Raw genomic sequence first — 17,038 nt, 5'->3', positions numbered from 1 at the left:
AATAAATTGCTTAACCCTTATTTCGTATATCGTTGAAGACCTGCCAGATAAATGACTACCAGCAGTTGCGACGATAAAATGAACGCTATACAAACTATAAGCTGACCACGTTCTGTTGGAACAAACTGTGAAATACCACCGACGCTTAATGCAACAGTAGCTAAAACGAACAGGCAGTTGCGAGCCCAGCGGGCCAGACCCTTTTTATCAATAATGGCAGCCTTATCAACATTGGATAGCAAATCTGTTCGCTCAAAGCGCCCTATAATAAGCCCCAACAGGGCGATAAAAAGGCCAATACTGATGAAGATTGTGCTCATCGCCTACAAAATGGTTGCTACCGCGAAAACACCAATAGCCGTGCGTTGATTCCAGTGGCTGAGCCATTGTTCCAGGGTTGAATCGTGAGCCGCTGGCTAATGCCTTTCTGCTTTTTGACTTCATGTAATTTCGGAATCCACCAGCCCGCCAATGATCCGAATGCTGCTCCTACTAAAATGTCGCTCGGGAAATGGTAGCCAGCTTCATACCGCATCAGGCTCGTTGTTGACGCTAAGCCAAGCATGATGACCCAGACAACAGGCTTTAGTTTTGAATTTGGATAGAAATGCCGAAACATTTCGGAGGCAAAGACTGCCGAAGCAAAAGCAGTGCCAGCGTGCCCCGAAAAGAATGATTGGCGGCCATTGGGGGCTAATTTGGGGTCTAATGGCGCATCGGGATTATACACATACGGGCGCGTTCGCAGAACAATATTTTTAACGGTCTGTTGAATCAGCGTGGGTAAAGCCAGTACTTCGATGTACATCACTGGCACCGTTGCCCAGTTTTTATCCCGAAATAATGTCGGGACGGCAATCAAACCAGTCGCAACAAAATTGGCGGTCAGGGTCTGATCACTCACGCGAAACGCATCCGGCGACCATTTGTATGTGGCGCTTCGGTCGAAGGCATTGACCTGGCTCCGATCAAATCGACTGAGGTCGTTTACCGTAAACGGCTGAACCTGTTGTTCAAGCAGGAGGGAAGATACACCGGAAACTGCTACCAGCCCCAGTAACGTAGCATCTGTTTTCCAGCTAAGCCGATACGGATTCGGCCGATGATGAGTGGTTGATTGAGAAAGTGTATCCTGCCCCTGCGCAACCGACAGTTGCAGAAATAACAGGAAGGAGAAAATAGTATGGTTAGCTCTCAAAGGGAACGGTGTTTATGACGCAAATTTACGGATAAACCCGAAACCTTTAGTGGAGCCGAAGGCGGGCATAGAGACCTGTAGCGGAACCACTGCTCCACGGCTGAATATCGAGCCGACGGCCCAAATCGCTCCGGTTTTTTACTTCATGTAATTTGGGGACGCCCCAGCCCACCAGTGATCCAAAGGCGGCCCCCACCAGCAAATCGCTTTGGTAGTGCCGACCGCTCTCGTAGCGCATGACACAGGTTGCACTGGCCAGGCCCAGTGTGCCGACCCAGACAACGGCTTTTAGCTTCGAGTCAGGAAAATAATGCCGGAACACCTCGCTTGTAAAAACCGCAGTAGCAAAAGCCGTGGTGGCATGTCCTGAGAAAAATGATTGTCGGGCATCTCGGGTGAGTTTGTTCTCCATCGGAACATCGGGATTAAACACGAAGGGCCGGGGTCGCTGCGAAAGGGCTTTGACGGTACTTTCAACCCCATTGGCCAGTAGCAATGTCTCCAGATACATAACACCCACAGTTTTGATATCCTTACGCATCGGTTTGGTGCCAAGCGTAAGCAAAACTGGCAGAGCCACATTAGTGTACAAAGTAAGGTCACTGACACGAGCGATGGATGGGTCCCAGTGTTTTGTAGCACCTCGATCAAACGCGTTGATTTCCTCCCGATTCAACGCATTTACCTGGTCCGGAGTAAGTGGATCAACCGATTGGTTAAGCAGTATCGATGCGCCATAGGTGGCTACACCCGCTCCCAGAAGACTAATCTCCAGCCCTTTTTTGAGTTGATAAGGAGAGTCGGAAGACTGGGCCGTAAGCCGCTGAGGACTGATCGTTTGTGCTGTGCCAATCAGCGATTGCAGGGACAGCCAAACCAATAAAACGGGTGTTGAGCGAGTCAACCGAAAACCATAGATCATAAACGGAAAACTATAAACTGTTAAGTGACTCGGACAACGGTTGGTTCATCAGCCAAATAAACCAACCGGCCTTCGACTTCGGGGAAACCCATGTCACGGTATAAACTTGTAAAATACTTTAATGAATCCGTCGGGTTCGGAGTTTGGGCGAGGGTAGAGTCCGACGAAAGTCCGGGTAGTGATTCATACTGTACCAGCACAACACTACCGTCTGGATAATAAACAACGCGGTGAGGGGCGCCATGAATACGTTTGTTGCTCAAAATACTGCGATCCGTATCAATTCGCAGGGTCGGGTCGAAGAGGGGCGCTAAGGAAGAATGTGAGATAATGGCGGTTAGTGCCTGTTTTAAATCGGCACATTCGGCGTTGCGAACCAGCCCTTCACTGACGAGCTGACGGAGTGTTCGATCAATACTTTCAGGGCCTTTGATCAGGCTCAAAGCGGCACAGAGTTTTCGATCCCGTTCGCGCGTTCGTTCAAACGTAGCTACATCGAAGACGCGTTCTGCCTGTCGGCGAAGTTGTAAATCCTGCCCGCGATGGCCGCTAATGACGTCATCCAATAAAATTTCATCAATGTCTTCCTCAACCTTCTGATGCGTGAAAGCATCGGCACACAGGCTGATTTCATAACTCAATTGACCATCCTGCCAGGCACAGCCGCAGGTACGGGCAACTTCACTATCGCGCAGGAAAGCGTGCAGCCAGTGACTAATGGTATTTTGCTGGCCTTTACTGAAGTCTTTGGCCTCGCTGATAATATAAAGCCGGTCGGTTGGCCGGGTGAACGCTACGTAGAGCAGGTTCATGTTTTCCAGAAACGTACGTGTCAGTTCTTCTTCGTACTGAGCGGCAATCGATTCGGGGGCTCCACGCAACTTGCTGGTTGTATTGGCGGGGGCCGATGTAAGTCGTGTAAGTTTGCCCAACCCATTTTCGTGGGTGAGCATGTCGGTTCGAATTTCCGACAGGTCGAGCCAGATGGTGCTGTCGTTGATGGGTTCGACTTTCCAGTTGGCAAACGGAATGATAACGACGGGAAACTCGAGTCCTTTGGAACGGTGGATGGTCTGGATGCTAACGGCGTTGAGGGCGTTTCCTTCTACAGATACTTTCTGACGGACGCTGTCCCAGTAAACCAGAAAATCGCTGAGATGCCCGCTTCGCTTCTGATTGAACGTCAGGACTTCATCCAGAAACCGAAACAAAAAGGGGTTGTGTTCGGCCTGACTGAATAAATTGAACTGAGCGGTTAATCGCTCGGCCAGTTCATAGGGATTAAGTTGCCCCAGCACATACGGGTCAAGCGGATACCCCTGTGCGGTCAGATAGGCATATACCCCCAGTGAATCACCTTCGGCCACCCCTTGAAGCTCTTCGGTCAGGGCATCGTCCGGAAAAACACCCCGAACAACCCGATGGAAGAGATACAGGAGCTCGTAGCGCAACATTTTCTGGTCAGGTTGCTGAAGCAGCTGCATCAGCGTAACGATCCATTTGACCGGCTCCGAGAATTCCAGCGATAGCGAATCCGCTGAGACGAGCGGAATGCGCCTGGCATTCAGCTCATTGGCTAATGCTTTGGCATGTGCTTTTTTGCGGCAGAGGATGGCAATATCGCCGTATCCGTACCCATCTGCCAGCGCCTGTTCCAGATGGGTGATTGTCTGATCGAGCATGAGTGCTGTAAGGTCGGCCTCATCGTCCTCATGTTTTGCGACGAAATCGATCTGTACATGACCAGCTTTGCGGGCGTCTGGCTGGGCTTTCTGGTGAAACTGCTGTTCATTGTCGAATACGTCGGCGAGTTTTGGGTACTGGTGTTCGAATTTCCGGGCTGTGAACTCAAAAAAGTCATTGTTGAATCGAACAATCGGCTCGGCACTGCGCCAGTTCGTATCGAGCATTTCATCCTGTAAGTGCCCATCGAGCATATCGATCCGGTCGGCCGTCCACGAGCCTGGATTATGGGCCAGTTTGAGTCCCTCAAGGTCTTTCCGGTGCAGGGCCACAATTTGATCCATATCGCCACCCCGGAAGCGATAAATGGCCTGTTTCCCATCGCCAACGGCCAGGTTGAAATGTTCGGCACCCAGGGAATTTTCGATCAATGGCAGAAGGTTCGCAAACTGCAAGCGCGATGTATCCTGAAACTCGTCGATCAGAATATGATTGTATTTGGTGCCAAGCCGTTCGTAAAGAAACGGCACTGGTTCCGATGCGACAATGCTCAGAATTTTCTTGTTGAACTCTGAAATATGTACCCGCCCATCTTTACGTAACAGATCATCGAACTCAATCCGCATCTGCTTCAGGAGGGCGAGCTTCTGGAGGTGTGGCAACAGGCAATCGAACAGAATTACCTGCCGACCGTTTGCATCCCGTATGGTATTGATTTGCGCGATGCAGTCGCACAGTTCTGCCGCCATACCATCAATCATAGCCTGAACAGGCAACGGCGTTTTCTTGCCGTACCAGTCGCCATTATTGAGGGCATTGTGGACGCGTATTCCGGCTTCTTTTTTTGCGTTGCCTTCGGCGATGGCTTTTAAATAGCCACCTACACCACTGGCTCCATAACTGAAGTCGGTTTCGTCGAGTCCCGCGTCGGAAATTAGTTTCCAGGCTCGTTGCCCGTGTCCGATAATGGCAGTTTCAACTTCCTGGTTGTGGTTCAGTAACTGGGTTCGGATGTTTCGTAAAGCGCCCGGCGATAATTCCTGAGCGGCATTAACGGCTTCGTAGAACTGGTCGGACGTTAGGTTTTTGCCAAACTCTTTCAGCAACTCAGGAAGTTGGTTCCAGCTTTTGCCCTCGGCAGCGGTATGGGTATAATACTCACTCAAAATGGTCGTAATCTCGTCCATTTCGTCGGTACCGGCCTTCTCGATGAGATTATCGATGGCTAGTTCGAGTACTTCGTCGGTATCTAACTCTACCTCGAACGAATAGGGGAAGCCTAGTTCATCCGTAAATGCCATAACGACGCGCTGCGTGAACGAATCGATAGTGGTGACGCTGAAATCGGCGTATCGGTGCAGAATAGTCTTGAAAACCGAGTCTGCTTTTCGACGAAGATCGGCCTTGGCGATGTCAAAAGCAGACTCGCTGGCTGCATGAACGCCATATAGCTCAATGACTAACTCGTCCAACAGCGGTAATTCCTTGCCTCCGGCAATGTCGGCCAGGCGTTCAAGAATTCGATTCTTCATTTCATTGGCAGCCGCATTCGTAAATGTTACTGCCAGAATATGCCGGAAATACCCGTCCTGCTCATTTGGCCGTAGGGCCAGCTTGAGGTATTCTTTGGTGAGCGTGTACGTTTTGCCCGACCCGGCCGAAGAACTATAAATCTTGAACATACGAGCAAAGAGTTAGGAGTGTGGAGAATTCTGATGGGTCTTCCCGCTCCTAACACCTGATTCCTAACGTCTAAAAGTTATACCGCAAACCCAAACCCGTATTGAGGTTCAGGAAAAATGGAGCCTGGAGAAGTTCGACGTAAACGCCTGTTTCCAGAAAGAAAGAGTACGGTTTGCTTGCCGGAAAAAATTCCAGACCACCAATACCTGATCCGCCTAACGATAGCGCATTTTCATATTCGCCATTGAGCCGGGGTGGGTAATAACGACGCGTGTTGATTTGACCACCAAAGCCATAATAGGCCCGAATGCTTTCACTTTTGCTCAGGGCCGTGTGCCACAGGTAATGCCCCTGTATGGCTAGCCCAACGCTCTTGTAGTCGCCCGAACGATAGCTGCGTTTGGTTCCATACAGGCCGCCATAGGTGCCAATATTGAGATCGAACGCATGGTTGTTGCCAAAGTATTTCCGAACATTAACGCCCGAAGGCTCGCCGATTCGAAAGCCGACCGACCAATTGTTATACTGTGCCTGTGCCCGGTTTGGCACCATTAACCAGCCTAATAGAGCGAGTGTTACAAGCAGAAACGATTTTCTCATAGAAATGATAGCAAGCTACGAATTTGATACTAATGTCGATTTGGTGGCCGGATCTTCAGTAGTCATGCGCCGAAGCGTTTCTAAAAGACGCTCATTTTCGGCAGTTGTTCCCACTGAAATACGCAGGCAACCATCACATAACTTCACCTTCGAACGGTCACGAACAATGACCTGCTGGTTAATCAGATACTCGAATGTTGCTTTTGCATCATCAAATTGAACCAGCAAAAAGTTCGCATCAGATGGGTGAATAACCTCAACAAATGGCAAAGAACGCAGATTTTCGGCCAAAATCGTTCGTTCGGCCAAAATCTTAGTAACCATATTATCCTTTTCAGCTTCACGGGTAAGGGCTTCGAGCGCCAACGCCTGTGTGGGAGCTGATATATTGTAAGGCGGTTTAATTTTGTTCATCACACTGATCAACTCCTCCGACCCGAAGCACATGCCTAATCGTAAGGCCGCCAGTCCCCATGCTTTTGAGAACGTTTGAAGAACAACCAGATTGGGGTAGCTGTCCAGTTCGCTTGTCCAGGAAGGGGTGTCGGCAAAGTCGATATAGGCTTCGTCGACAATCACCAGCGAGTGGTCGGCAACGTCGAGAATTGTTCGGATCGCATCGGCCTGGAGTAGATTACCCGACGGATTATTTGGTGAACATAGCCAGATGAGCTTCGTCTTTGGGGTGATTGACCCTATCACGGCATCTAAATCCACCTGAAAATCGGGTGTCAATGGGACTTTGATAATCTCAACGTCATTGATATTGGCCGAAACTTCATACATCCCATAGGTTGGCGGCATAATCAGAATCGAATCTGTACCGGGTGTGCAGGTCGCCCGAACGAGCAGGTCGATGGGTTCATCGGAGCCATTTCCCAGAAAAATCTGACTGGGTCGAACGCCCTTTATGGGAGCCAGTTTCTGTTTGATAGCCCACTGGTGCGGGTCCGGATACCGATTGTAATCGCCCTGTGGCGTGGCTGAACCCAGCGGATTTTCGTTTGCATCCAGAAATACGCCCTCTTTTCCCGTATACTCGTCGCGGGCCGATGAGTAAGGCGTAATAGTCAGGATATGAGGCCGAAGGATAGTATTGAGAGTAAACATGAAAGGTAGTTACTAGCTGGTAATTAATTCGTATCGGGTGTTGGTCGCCAACGGAATGAATGGGCGTCGATGGCACGCATTGTGCAAAGGACGCCGTTCAGATGGTCGTATTCGTGCTGAACTAACTCCGATAATCCCCAATCCGTTACAGTCCATACTTGCGATTGCCAGTTCTCATCCCGATACGACAACGTAAGATTGCGGTGTCGGCGTACACGAACCAGTAAGTTTGGGAAACTCATGCAATCGTCCCAAAGTTCATCGGTTTCGGCGCTAACCGAAACAAATTCGGGATTAATGATGACTTGGGGCCAATCGACATTCAGGTAAATCAACCGTTTCATAATACCTAACTGCGGTGCTGCAATGCCCCGTCCGAACTGATATTTAGCCCGAATTTCCTCCATTACTGTATGTAAATCAGCCACCCAGCCTGAAACCAGCGGCAATTCCGACTCCAGAACAGGTTCGCAGGTTTCATACAGACGCGGGTCGCCTAACAGTAAAAGGTCAGCGAGGTGTTTCATGCCAGAATTCGTTTCAAGGTTTCGACCAGCGTATGAATTTCGTCTTCGGTATTATAGTAATGGGGCGAAATACGCAGGGCAGTCGTTGTCATTCCTTTATGATCGAAGTCCAGAATAGCGGCTTCGCGGGGGCTGAGCGAGGTATTGATGCGTTCAGCCTGTAGCGCATTTTTTATCTCAACGGCCGACCGGCGCTCCGTGACCAGCGTAAGTATACTCGCCAACCGTTCGCCCTGGTCCAGTAGTCGTACTGCTGGCAGGTCTGCCAGTTGAGTAGACAACAGCTCAATTAGTTCGGTATTACGCCGGGCAATGTTTCCAAGTCCGATGTTCAGGGCATACCGATTGGCTTCGGCCGCCCCCAGAACCAGGGCATACGGAAACTCCCAATCCTCAAAGCGTTGAGCTGTTGAGACAGGTGTAAATTTGTCGGCAGATTCCCAGGAAGCACCGCGCAGATCAATAAACAAAGGCGAGAGCTTGCTGGCCAATACATTGTCGGAAACGTATAGAAATCCCATTCCACGCGGCCCACGCAGGAACTTTCGGCAGGTAGCAGTGAGAAAATCGCAATGAATCTGGGTCACATCTACAGGCAATTGCCCAACTGATTGGCAGGCATCGACCAGATAAAACACATCGTATTCCTGGCACAACTGCCCAATGGCTTCTACCGGCTGGATCAGGCCCGAATTGGTCGGAATGTGTGTAACGGCAACCAGTTTAGGGCGTAGCGTCTTTATTTTCTGCGCCATGTCATTGACCGAAACACCGCCCAGCGGGTCATCTACGGCCCGAACAACTTTAACGCCGAACCGCTTCTGTAACGACAGGAACGCTATCTGGTTTGAGACGTAGTCGTTGATCGTGGTTACTATCACATCGCCCCGCTCAAACGGAATCGAAGACAATGCCCGGGAGTAGGCATCCGTTGCATTCGCCGTGGCCGCAATGTGATCGGCAGTTGTGTTCAGTAGTTCAGCTGTAGACTGATAAAATCCCTGAATGGCCTCTTTTCGCAGTTCAGCCGCTTCATACCCACCTCGTTCAGCTTCAAGCATGATGTGGCCAGTAATGGCGTCAATAACCGGCTTTGGCATGAGCGCTGCTCCGGCATTATTTACGTGAATGACATGCTGAACGCCGGGCGTATCGGCGCGGAGAGCGGAAAGATCAAGCATGAGCGGGTTGTATGAAAACTTACAGAATGGAAGTCAGCGAAATGATTTCCAAGCTAGAGATATCTTGAAAATCAATGGTATTGTTGGTGAGTAAGGGCAAGTTATGAATGAGGGCTGTAGCCGTAATAATTGAGTCACCGAGCGAGCGTTTGTTCTGCTGATTGGAAGTATATCTACACTGGCAAAATACGCTTCGAAGGTACGTTTGTCAGTTTGGGTTAAACGGTTAAATCCTAGTACCTCAAGTGTAGAAATGAGCGAAACACGCACACTGTTCTGATTGGTCTGAAGGTATCTGGCTAAGCGAGTGTATTCAGGCTTAACCGAGTAAATAATGATATTACTGTCTAAAATCATTCTTCCCGTCCATCAAGAACCCGATCCCAGTGCCGAATCTCCCGTTGCCACTCCGAAGGGTCGCCGAATGACTTTCCAACTCCTCCTGACTGAATAATAGTCTCTAAAACATCTTTTAAATGGTGTTTAGGAGAATCTGTTTTTTTTTCAATCAATCGGGCATTCGAGCGAGGGAGCAGTTCCAGCAACAGGGCTTCATCCTCAGGGCTGTCTACTTCAATGATTAACTGACTCATAGCTTTGTCGTTTTTAAGCAAGATAACTAAATCAGACCGGATTTATTTCTGCCAGGCTAGCCAACCGCAAACTTACGGCCCGCTTATGAGCATCGAGCGATTCTGCTTCGGCCATGGCTTCGACAACTGGTCCCAGATTCTGTAATCCTTCGGGAGTAATGTGCTGCACCGTGATTTTCTTGACAAAACTATCCAGTGAAACCCCACTGTAGGCCCGCGCAAAACCGTTGGTGGGCAGCGTGTGGTTCGTTCCCGATGCGTAGTCTCCCGCTGATTCGGGCGTGTAGTTTCCCAGAAAAATCGAACCGGCATTGACAATCTGCTCCGCCACCGTCTCGGCATTTTTGATACTTAAAATCAGGTGTTCAGCCGCATAAGCATTCAATAAATCAATGGCTTCTTCCTGCGTATCGACCAGAATTGCCTTGCTGTTTGCTAATGCTTTGGCCGCCAGATCGCGACGGGAGAGTCGGCTCAATTGCGTAGGAAGTACCAGATTGACAAGCTCAATAAGGCGTTTGCTGGTCGAAACCAACAGCACCTGACTATCAGCGCCATGTTCGGCCTGAGACAACAGGTCAGCCGCGACGAAGGCCGGAACTGCCGAATCGTCGGCATAAACCGCTACTTCGCTTGGTCCGGCGGGCATATCAATAGCCATCCCTTCTTTGGCGACCAGCATCTTGGCTGCCGTCACGTATTGATTGCCCGGCCCGAAGATTTTGTAAACCTGCGGAACAGTTTCTGTTCCGTAGGCCATTGCTGCAATAGCTTGTGCACCACCAATGCGGAATACCTTCGTAACGCCGACCAGTTTGGCTGCAAAATAAATAGCAGGGTTATTGCTGGGTGTGCAGAGTACAACGTCACGGCAACCGGCCAGTTGTGCCGGAACACCCAGCATAAGAACCGTGCTGAACAGGGGAGCAGTCCCTCCCGGAATATATAGGCCCACTTTCTCAATGCCCACGCTCCGGCGCCAGCACACGACACCCGGCATGGTCTCGATTTTTTCAATCGGTTGCTTTTGCCGCTCATGAAACGTGCGAATGTTCTGGTATGCCTGACGAATAGCAGCTTTCAGTTCATCGCTCAATTCCGATTCAGCGGCATCGAGTTCAGAAACGGGAATTTCGAGGCCAGTGGCAGACAAGTCAATCTTGTCGAACTTCTGAGCCAGTTCGATCAGTGCTGCATCGCCCCCAGTGCGTACCTGTTCCAGAATCGGAGCAACGGCCGCTTCGATCTGCTGCGTTGACTGCACAGGGCGGGCCAGCAAATCAGGCCATTCGGTGCGTTTGGGAAAAGGAATAATGTTCATTTGCTAGAAGCAGGGAGTGAAGAGTGACAATACGCAGTAGATACTTTTCAACTGTGGAGTATGCTCACTTCTCACCCTAAGGCTATTTAATAGATCATTTTCTCAATTGGGATCACCAGAATACCTTCGGCACCAGCGGCACGAATGGCTTCGATATTTTCCCAGAATTCATTTTCGTTCAGCACCGAATGAACCGAACTCCAGCCTTCTGTTGCCAGAGGTGTCACGGTTGGGCTTTTCATACCCGGCAATAAGGATGTAATCTGGTCGAGGGCGTGGTTGGGTGCATTCAGCACAATGTATTTGTTATTCTTGGCGGCCTGTACCGACTTGATCCGGAACAACAGTTTATCGACCAACGCTTGTTTGTCGGCATCCAGTTCGGAACGGGAAATAAGAATGGCCTCGGATCGAAAAATGGTTTCGACTTCCTTAAGGCCGTTGCTCATGAGCGTGCTTCCCGAACTAACAATATCACAAACGGCTTCGGCAAGACCAATACTCGGCGCGATCTCGACCGAACCACTGATTTCATGGATTTCTGCCCGAACACCCTGACCCGCCAGGTAATTGCCGAGAAGGTTAGGGTATGACGTTGCAATGTTTTTACCCTCCAGACTCTGAATGCCCGTCCAGTCGCTACCACGCGGAATGGCAATTGACAGCCGACACTTTGAAAAGCCCAGTTTATGAACGGTCTGCACCGGGCGGCCCGTTTCAACGGCTACGTTCTCGCCAACGATGCCGAGGTCAGCAACACCATCTTCGACATAGCCGGGAATGTCATCGTCGCGAAGAAATAGAAATTCTGCGGGAAAGTTCGATGAAACGGATTTGAGTTTGCCAGTGCCGTAGTCGAAACGGATACCGCACTCTTTAAAAAGCTGGTACGAATCTTCGCTCAGCCGACCGGATTTTTGTAAGGCAATGCGTAATACAGAAGACATTACTAAATGGATGATGTACGATTTAGGAAGTATAATTGACTGAATACGATCCGTAACTCGTTGATTGTGGGATTAAAACCAGCAACCGACGGCTTTAGTGTCGGGCTATGTTTGAATTAAGGGGCAAAAGTAAGGAAAACCGTGGACCAACAGGCGATAGGTCGCAGAATTGACCAGCAGCGGCTTAGCAGCCGTGATGATGGCGACGATGTCGAAATGAAGAAAGGGGTGCCAGTTGGGAAATCATGGACACAAAGGTATAGGGATAGAAGGAAACGAACAAGAATTTTCAAAAGGCCTTACCAGTATATTGCCAGCAAACATGCCTATTTCAAAGGTTAAATTTCGTTATTGGGAAGAAGTTTTTAAAATGTGTAAGTTTTGAGTAACTTTGATAAACAGATAAGTCGTTACAAGACGGCGGCTTTATGAATATTTTTTGCCGTCATGGTAATTGTAAGCCAAAAAATAATACGGGAATATGCATCTACACACGCTCAGTCGACCGAAGCACTCAATGACTGGTTTTTAAAAACTAAAGCTGCCGATTGGGGCAACTTTAGTGATGTCAAAAATACCTTTAATTCAGTTGATTACGTTGGCAACGATAATTATGTATTTAACATAAAAGGGAACCATTATCGGCTGATTGCCAGGATCATCTTTCCAGTACGAACCGTATTTATCCGATTTATTGGTACTCATGCCGACTATGACAAAACAGATGCTTCGTCTGTTTAAGGAGAAGTATTATGATGAAGAATCCGTTATGATTTTAACAATAGAGACAGCAAACGATTACGAACAGGTGATGGCCGTGATCGAAACGTACCTGGCCAAAGGATCTGCAGCCATGACCGAAGTGGACCTGGCTGAGTTACAGAGACTATCGCTGCTGGCTGAGCGATATGAGGAAGAACATTATCCTATGCCTGTTGAGCCAGCCACATTACCGGAAATGATTCGATTACGAATGTTTCAGGAAAATCTTAAACAACGGGATACGGCTAAAGTACTGGGTATCACTGAAACACGACTGTCTGAAGTTTTGGCCGGGAAGCGTAAAGTAAACATGGACCTGGCGAAGCGTTTGCACGATAAACTTCATATAAGAGCTGATTATATCTTGAAAATGGCCTGATTTTCAGATTCATACGTCCAGTCCGCTACTGCCGAACGCTACCTGAACGGATTCCGACAGGACATCGTTGATACAATAAACGACCTTTACAAGTCATGCCAGTCAACGGAAAGCCCCGACCAGGGAGTTGACTAGAGGCAGGTTAGTAAAACGTTTTTGCCCTATTACTAAAACATTTGCCGAAAAGGATCGAAACAATTCTTTCGGTAGGAAGAGGAATCAAATTGACATACGGCGTTTGGCGAAACCTGTTTTTCGTATCATTCCATTTCGTTATATTTGTTTCCAAATCAAGCGGTTTGCTGACCGGGAAATCAAGGTCAGCGGTTTTTCACCCTCACTAGCTGTTACCTTGACATTTCAGGAATTTAATCTTCACGACGACCTGCTGGCCGGTGTGGACGCCATGAACTACTTAAAGGCCACGCCCATTCAGGAACTGGCCATTCCCAAAATCCTCGCCGGACGTGACCTTATCGCCAGTGCGCAGACAGGCACCGGCAAGACGGCGGCCTACCTGATTCCACTGCTCGACCGAATCTCTCACGCTGATCATGACCACACCAGTACGCTCATTCTGGTGCCTACGCGCGAACTGGCCAAGCAAATAGACGAACAGGTTGAAGGATTCGGCTATTTTGTTCAGGCCAATAGCATCGCTATTTATGGCGGAGGAAAAGGTGACGATTGGGATAAGCAACGCAAAGCCCTCGAAACAGGGGCCGACATTATTATAGCGACACCGGGCCGACTCATTGCGCACATGCAACTGGGCTACGTCAATTTCGATAGGATTGACTATTTAGTGCTCGATGAAGCCGATAAAATGCTCGATATGGGCTTCTCGGATGATATTCTGAATATCGTTAACAAATTGCCCACCAAGCGTCAAACACTGCTGTTTTCAGCGACGATGCCCAATAAAATCCGGGAGTTTTCGAGCCGGATTCTAATCGAACCAGAAGAAATCCGGCTGGCCGTTTCGAAACCAGCCGCAGGTATCGATCAGCAGTTTTATCTGGCTTTCGATAATCAAAAGTTGCCGTTGTTGGCTCATTTAATTCAAAACAGTCCAACGCCCGTGCAGAGCATGGTACTGTTTACCTCGCGAAAATCGGAAGTGAATGGGATCGTGCGGGCGTTGAGTAAACTAGGGTACGAAGCTCGTGGTATTAGCTCCGACCTCGATCAGGATGATCGTGAAGTCGTTCTGCGTGATTTCAAGAATAAAGCTTTCCCAATTCTTGTCGCTACCGATGTTCTGTCGCGGGGTATTGATATTGATAATCTGACGCATGTAGTGAACTACGACATCCCCCGCGATGCCGAAGATTATGTACACCGTATTGGTCGGACAGCTCGGGCGGCAACGACCGGTACTGCCATTACATTCATCAGCGATCAGGATCAGAATCGAATTGTTAGTATCGAAAAACTCATTGAGCGCGAAGTTGAAAAACAGTCTGTCACGGAAGAATTAGGCATGGGTAAATCGCCTGTGTTCGATCCCCGGCGATTTAGTGGACTGCGCGGGAAAGCGGGTTTTGGCCGGGGGAAAAGCCGGGGCAAAGGGCGGGATGGCCAGAAACGACCTGAGAACGGAGGTGGACCAACAGCAGAGGGTCAACCTGATCGCCGATCACGGGAGAAGCGCAAACCTCGCCCCGAAGGATCAGCGACACCAACCGAATCGGTAGTGAATGTCGCAGTTGATGGTGAGCCTCGCCCTGTTCATGCTGAAGGGCAGGTAACGGATAAACCAAAGCGCCGAAAAAAACGTCGGCGCGGGCCAAAGGGTGAAAAACTGGAAGGGAGTGATGCCGGATCTCGTCAGGAGCAGCCCACAGCCTCAGTGCCAGTTGGTGAATAGAATACAACAAAGCTAATATAGATAAGCAGGGCTGTTTTTCTTTTAGTATCTTTTGTTCGTTTAACGGAAAATCGATACTAAATGGCGGCCCTTATCTCTCGTAGAACCTCCCTGCAAGCACTTTCTTTGGTCGTTGGCGGAGCACTCGTTCAACCAACAGAATTGATTGCCGATCGTGCACCTAAAGCAAAAAAACTGGGTATCGCACTCGTAGGACTCGGTAATTATGCCACGAATCAACTGGCTCCGGCACTGCTCGAAACCCAGAATTGTTACCTTGCCGGTATCGTAACGGGGTCGCCCGAAAAGGCCAGATCGTGGGCGGCTACCTACAACATTCCGGCGAAGAACATCTACAATTATCAGACATTCGATCAGATTCGGGATAATCCTGCCATCGATATTGTCTATGTCGTTTTGCCTAATTTTCTCCATGCCGAATACACGATTCGGGCTGCTCAGGCGGGTAAACATGTCATTTGTGAGAAACCAATGGCTATGAACGCGGCCGAAGCCCGGCAGATGATTACGGCCTGTGAGAAAGCCGGGGTTCAGCTATCGGTCGGTTATCGGCTTTACTTCGAACCGCATCATCTGGAGATGCGCCGGTTGGCAACCGAGAAAACCTTTGGCCACGTAAAGGTGATTGAATCGGGATTGGGTTTTACCGTACCGGGGCCAAATTCCTGGCGACTTGACAAGAAAATCGGTGGAGGTGGGGCCATTATGGATCTGGGTGTTTATGCGATCCAGGGTGCCCGCCGAACCCTCAATGCCGACCCAATCAGCGTGACTGCTCAGGCATTTACGTTCGATAAGGAGCATTTCAAGGATATCTACGAGACCGTATTCTGGCAGTTTGAATTTCCGGATGGCACAGTCGCTCACTCCAGCACGACCTATTCGTCGTACGTAGATCGACTTTATGTTACCTGCGAACGGGGCTGGTTTAAACTCGAACCGTCTTTCAATGCAACGGGGGCGCAGGGAATCACCAGCAAGGGTGCGATGGAAGTGCCCTCACCCCGTTTCCAGCAAACTGCCCAGATGGATGCCTTTATTCAGTCGATTCAGAATAAAACAAAACCGGAAGCATCGGGCGAAGAAGGTTGGAAAGACATAAAATTAATCGGTGCGATACTACAGGCTGCCGATACCGGCCGAAAAATAACCATCGACTGGCGGGTCTAATGGCTAGTTAAGAAGCCGTTTTTGGCGAATAAGGGCACCATTATGAATTCACCCAACCCGCTGGTAACGACAGAATCATGACTGGGAAGCGAAGGGTTATTTTGATAGGTTGCTAGTGGCGGTATGACTTCTGAACAGCCAATGGATTAAAGATTCTGTGTTTCGAAAATCTGCTGAATCCGGCTAATTTCATGGGCATAGATCGTTTTCTTCCGTGTACCGAAGTAAAGCGTGTTTTCAATCACGTTCTGCCCCGCCCAAACCAGCTTAACCTTGCCAGCCTCAATTTCATCCCGGCATAAAAAATCAGGAATAATTGAAAAGCCTACGCCATCGCTCAGGCACCGTACAATGGAGCATATATTAGGAACAATGTAGTTGGGTTTAAAATCGGGGTGTTTGAAAAAATTCTGATGCCAGAATTTTTTCAGATTGTCCATATCGGCGGCTGTACTATACCAAACCTGCTGTTTTAACCAGGCTTCAGCTTCGCCAAATGCTTTATTTTCGAGAAGATCACTCAACGCTTCGGTATTCGATTTCGCTCCCCCGATCAGAACAATTCGCTCTTTAGAAAAAGGACGGTAATCCAGATTGGCCTGTATGCCTTTTTGTGGGGTGATAATTAAGTCGAGCAATCCTTTGTCGAGATCCTGTTGCATATCAGGGTAGTCGCCAAACTTGATAATGACATTAAAAGGCAGGGTCGCCAAATGCGGCTCCAGTGTGAACTGAAACGTTTCAAAGCACATACCGATGCTAATTGTTGCCTTATCGGTTTTTGAGCTTTTTTGAAATTGCTGTTCAGCGACTTCCAGCTTATTGATGGGTTCGACAATATAATTATACATCACTTTTCCCCGCTCTGTGGGTACCATTTTTCGCGCGGCCCGGTCAAATAACTTATAGCCCGTATGGGCTTCGAGCGAATTTAGATGCAAGCTCACACCTGGTTGCGAAATATACAGAACCTGAGCTGCGGCTGTCAGTGAGCCGGTTTCGTAGATAGCCTTGAACGTACGAAACCATTCCAGATTAATCACCATATCTATTAGTATTATGATGTAAAGC

At 49.1% G+C, this 17,038-nt stretch carries 16 protein-coding genes; 4 read left to right on the top strand and 12 right to left on the bottom strand.

The window, feature by feature from the left end:
- Positions 1–17: 17 nt before the first annotated feature.
- The 11 genes from GJR95_RS08195 to hisG form a co-directional block, all read right to left on the bottom strand.
- Complete coding sequence (locus tag GJR95_RS08195) at positions 18–320, bottom strand: hypothetical protein (protein WP_162385416.1); 303 nt, start codon at positions 318–320, stop codon at positions 18–20.
- A gap of 17 nt (positions 321–337) precedes the next feature.
- Positions 338–1,198 (bottom strand): phosphatase PAP2 family protein, encoded by an 861-nt coding sequence (locus GJR95_RS08190; protein ID WP_162385415.1) that lies wholly within the window; start codon positions 1,196–1,198, stop codon positions 338–340.
- A 46-nt stretch (positions 1,199–1,244) separates the two neighbouring features.
- Positions 1,245–2,120, bottom strand: coding sequence for a phosphatase PAP2 family protein (locus GJR95_RS08185; RefSeq protein WP_162385414.1), 876 nt, complete (start codon positions 2,118–2,120; stop codon positions 1,245–1,247).
- A gap of 20 nt (positions 2,121–2,140) precedes the next feature.
- Complete coding sequence (locus tag GJR95_RS08180) at positions 2,141–5,485, bottom strand: UvrD-helicase domain-containing protein (RefSeq protein WP_162385413.1); 3,345 nt, start codon at positions 5,483–5,485, stop codon at positions 2,141–2,143.
- Positions 5,486–5,555: 70 nt separating this feature from the next.
- A complete protein-coding gene (locus tag GJR95_RS08175) occupies positions 5,556–6,086 on the bottom strand; it encodes a hypothetical protein (protein ID WP_162385412.1) in 531 nt (176 codons plus the stop codon).
- A 15-nt stretch (positions 6,087–6,101) separates the two neighbouring features.
- Positions 6,102–7,196: a histidinol-phosphate transaminase gene (hisC, locus tag GJR95_RS08170; RefSeq protein ID WP_162385411.1), complete on the bottom strand. Its 1,095-nt coding sequence runs from the start codon at positions 7,194–7,196 to the stop codon at positions 6,102–6,104.
- Between the two features lie 23 nt (positions 7,197–7,219).
- On the bottom strand, positions 7,220–7,723 hold the full coding sequence (locus GJR95_RS08165) for a peptide deformylase (protein ID WP_162385410.1): 504 nt from the start codon (positions 7,721–7,723) through the stop codon (positions 7,220–7,222).
- Positions 7,720–8,904 carry an aminotransferase class V-fold PLP-dependent enzyme gene (locus tag GJR95_RS08160; protein WP_162385409.1) on the bottom strand — a complete coding sequence of 395 codons (1,185 nt, stop codon included), beginning with the start codon at positions 8,902–8,904 and terminating at the stop codon, positions 7,720–7,722. Before GJR95_RS08160 ends, GJR95_RS08165 begins: the two co-directional genes overlap by 4 nt.
- 353 nt (positions 8,905–9,257) lie before the next feature.
- Entirely contained in the window at positions 9,258–9,497 is a 240-nt protein-coding gene (locus GJR95_RS08155; protein WP_162385408.1) for a hypothetical protein, read from the bottom strand.
- A gap of 31 nt (positions 9,498–9,528) precedes the next feature.
- A complete protein-coding gene (gene hisD / locus GJR95_RS08150) occupies positions 9,529–10,818 on the bottom strand; it encodes a histidinol dehydrogenase (RefSeq protein ID WP_162385407.1) in 1,290 nt (429 codons plus the stop codon).
- A gap of 86 nt (positions 10,819–10,904) precedes the next feature.
- Positions 10,905–11,765, bottom strand: a complete 861-nt coding sequence (gene hisG / locus GJR95_RS08145; RefSeq protein WP_162385406.1) for an ATP phosphoribosyltransferase — start codon at positions 11,763–11,765, stop codon at positions 10,905–10,907.
- A 447-nt stretch (positions 11,766–12,212) separates the two neighbouring features.
- On the opposite strand from hisG, the gene GJR95_RS08140 reads away from it, so the two are divergent.
- From GJR95_RS08140 to GJR95_RS08125, 4 genes are all read left to right on the top strand, one after another.
- On the top strand, positions 12,213–12,506 hold the full coding sequence (locus tag GJR95_RS08140) for a type II toxin-antitoxin system HigB family toxin (RefSeq protein ID WP_162385405.1): 294 nt from the start codon (positions 12,213–12,215) through the stop codon (positions 12,504–12,506).
- Complete coding sequence (locus GJR95_RS08135; protein ID WP_162385404.1) at positions 12,478–12,906, top strand: helix-turn-helix domain-containing protein; 429 nt, start codon at positions 12,478–12,480, stop codon at positions 12,904–12,906. Before GJR95_RS08140 ends, GJR95_RS08135 begins: the two co-directional genes overlap by 29 nt.
- 406 nt (positions 12,907–13,312) lie before the next feature.
- Positions 13,313–14,776, top strand: coding sequence for a DEAD/DEAH box helicase (locus GJR95_RS08130; RefSeq protein ID WP_162391624.1), 1,464 nt, complete (start codon positions 13,313–13,315; stop codon positions 14,774–14,776).
- 81 nt (positions 14,777–14,857) lie between these two features.
- The gene (locus GJR95_RS08125; protein ID WP_162385403.1) at positions 14,858–15,967 is read left to right on the top strand and encodes a Gfo/Idh/MocA family protein; all 1,110 of its coding nucleotides are present in this window, start codon (positions 14,858–14,860) and stop codon (positions 15,965–15,967) included.
- A gap of 146 nt (positions 15,968–16,113) precedes the next feature.
- Here GJR95_RS08125 and GJR95_RS08120 read toward each other — a convergent pair whose 3' ends face one another.
- Positions 16,114–17,013 (bottom strand): LysR family transcriptional regulator, encoded by a 900-nt coding sequence (locus GJR95_RS08120; RefSeq protein ID WP_162385402.1) that lies wholly within the window; start codon positions 17,011–17,013, stop codon positions 16,114–16,116.
- Positions 17,014–17,038: the final 25 nt, after the last annotated feature.

The organism is Spirosoma endbachense, from assembly GCF_010233585.1.
Taxonomy (GTDB): Bacteria; Bacteroidota; Bacteroidia; order Cytophagales; family Spirosomataceae; genus Spirosoma; species Spirosoma endbachense.
Note: the sequence above shows the minus strand (reverse complement) of the source record. Positions and strands in the feature narration are given on the sequence as shown.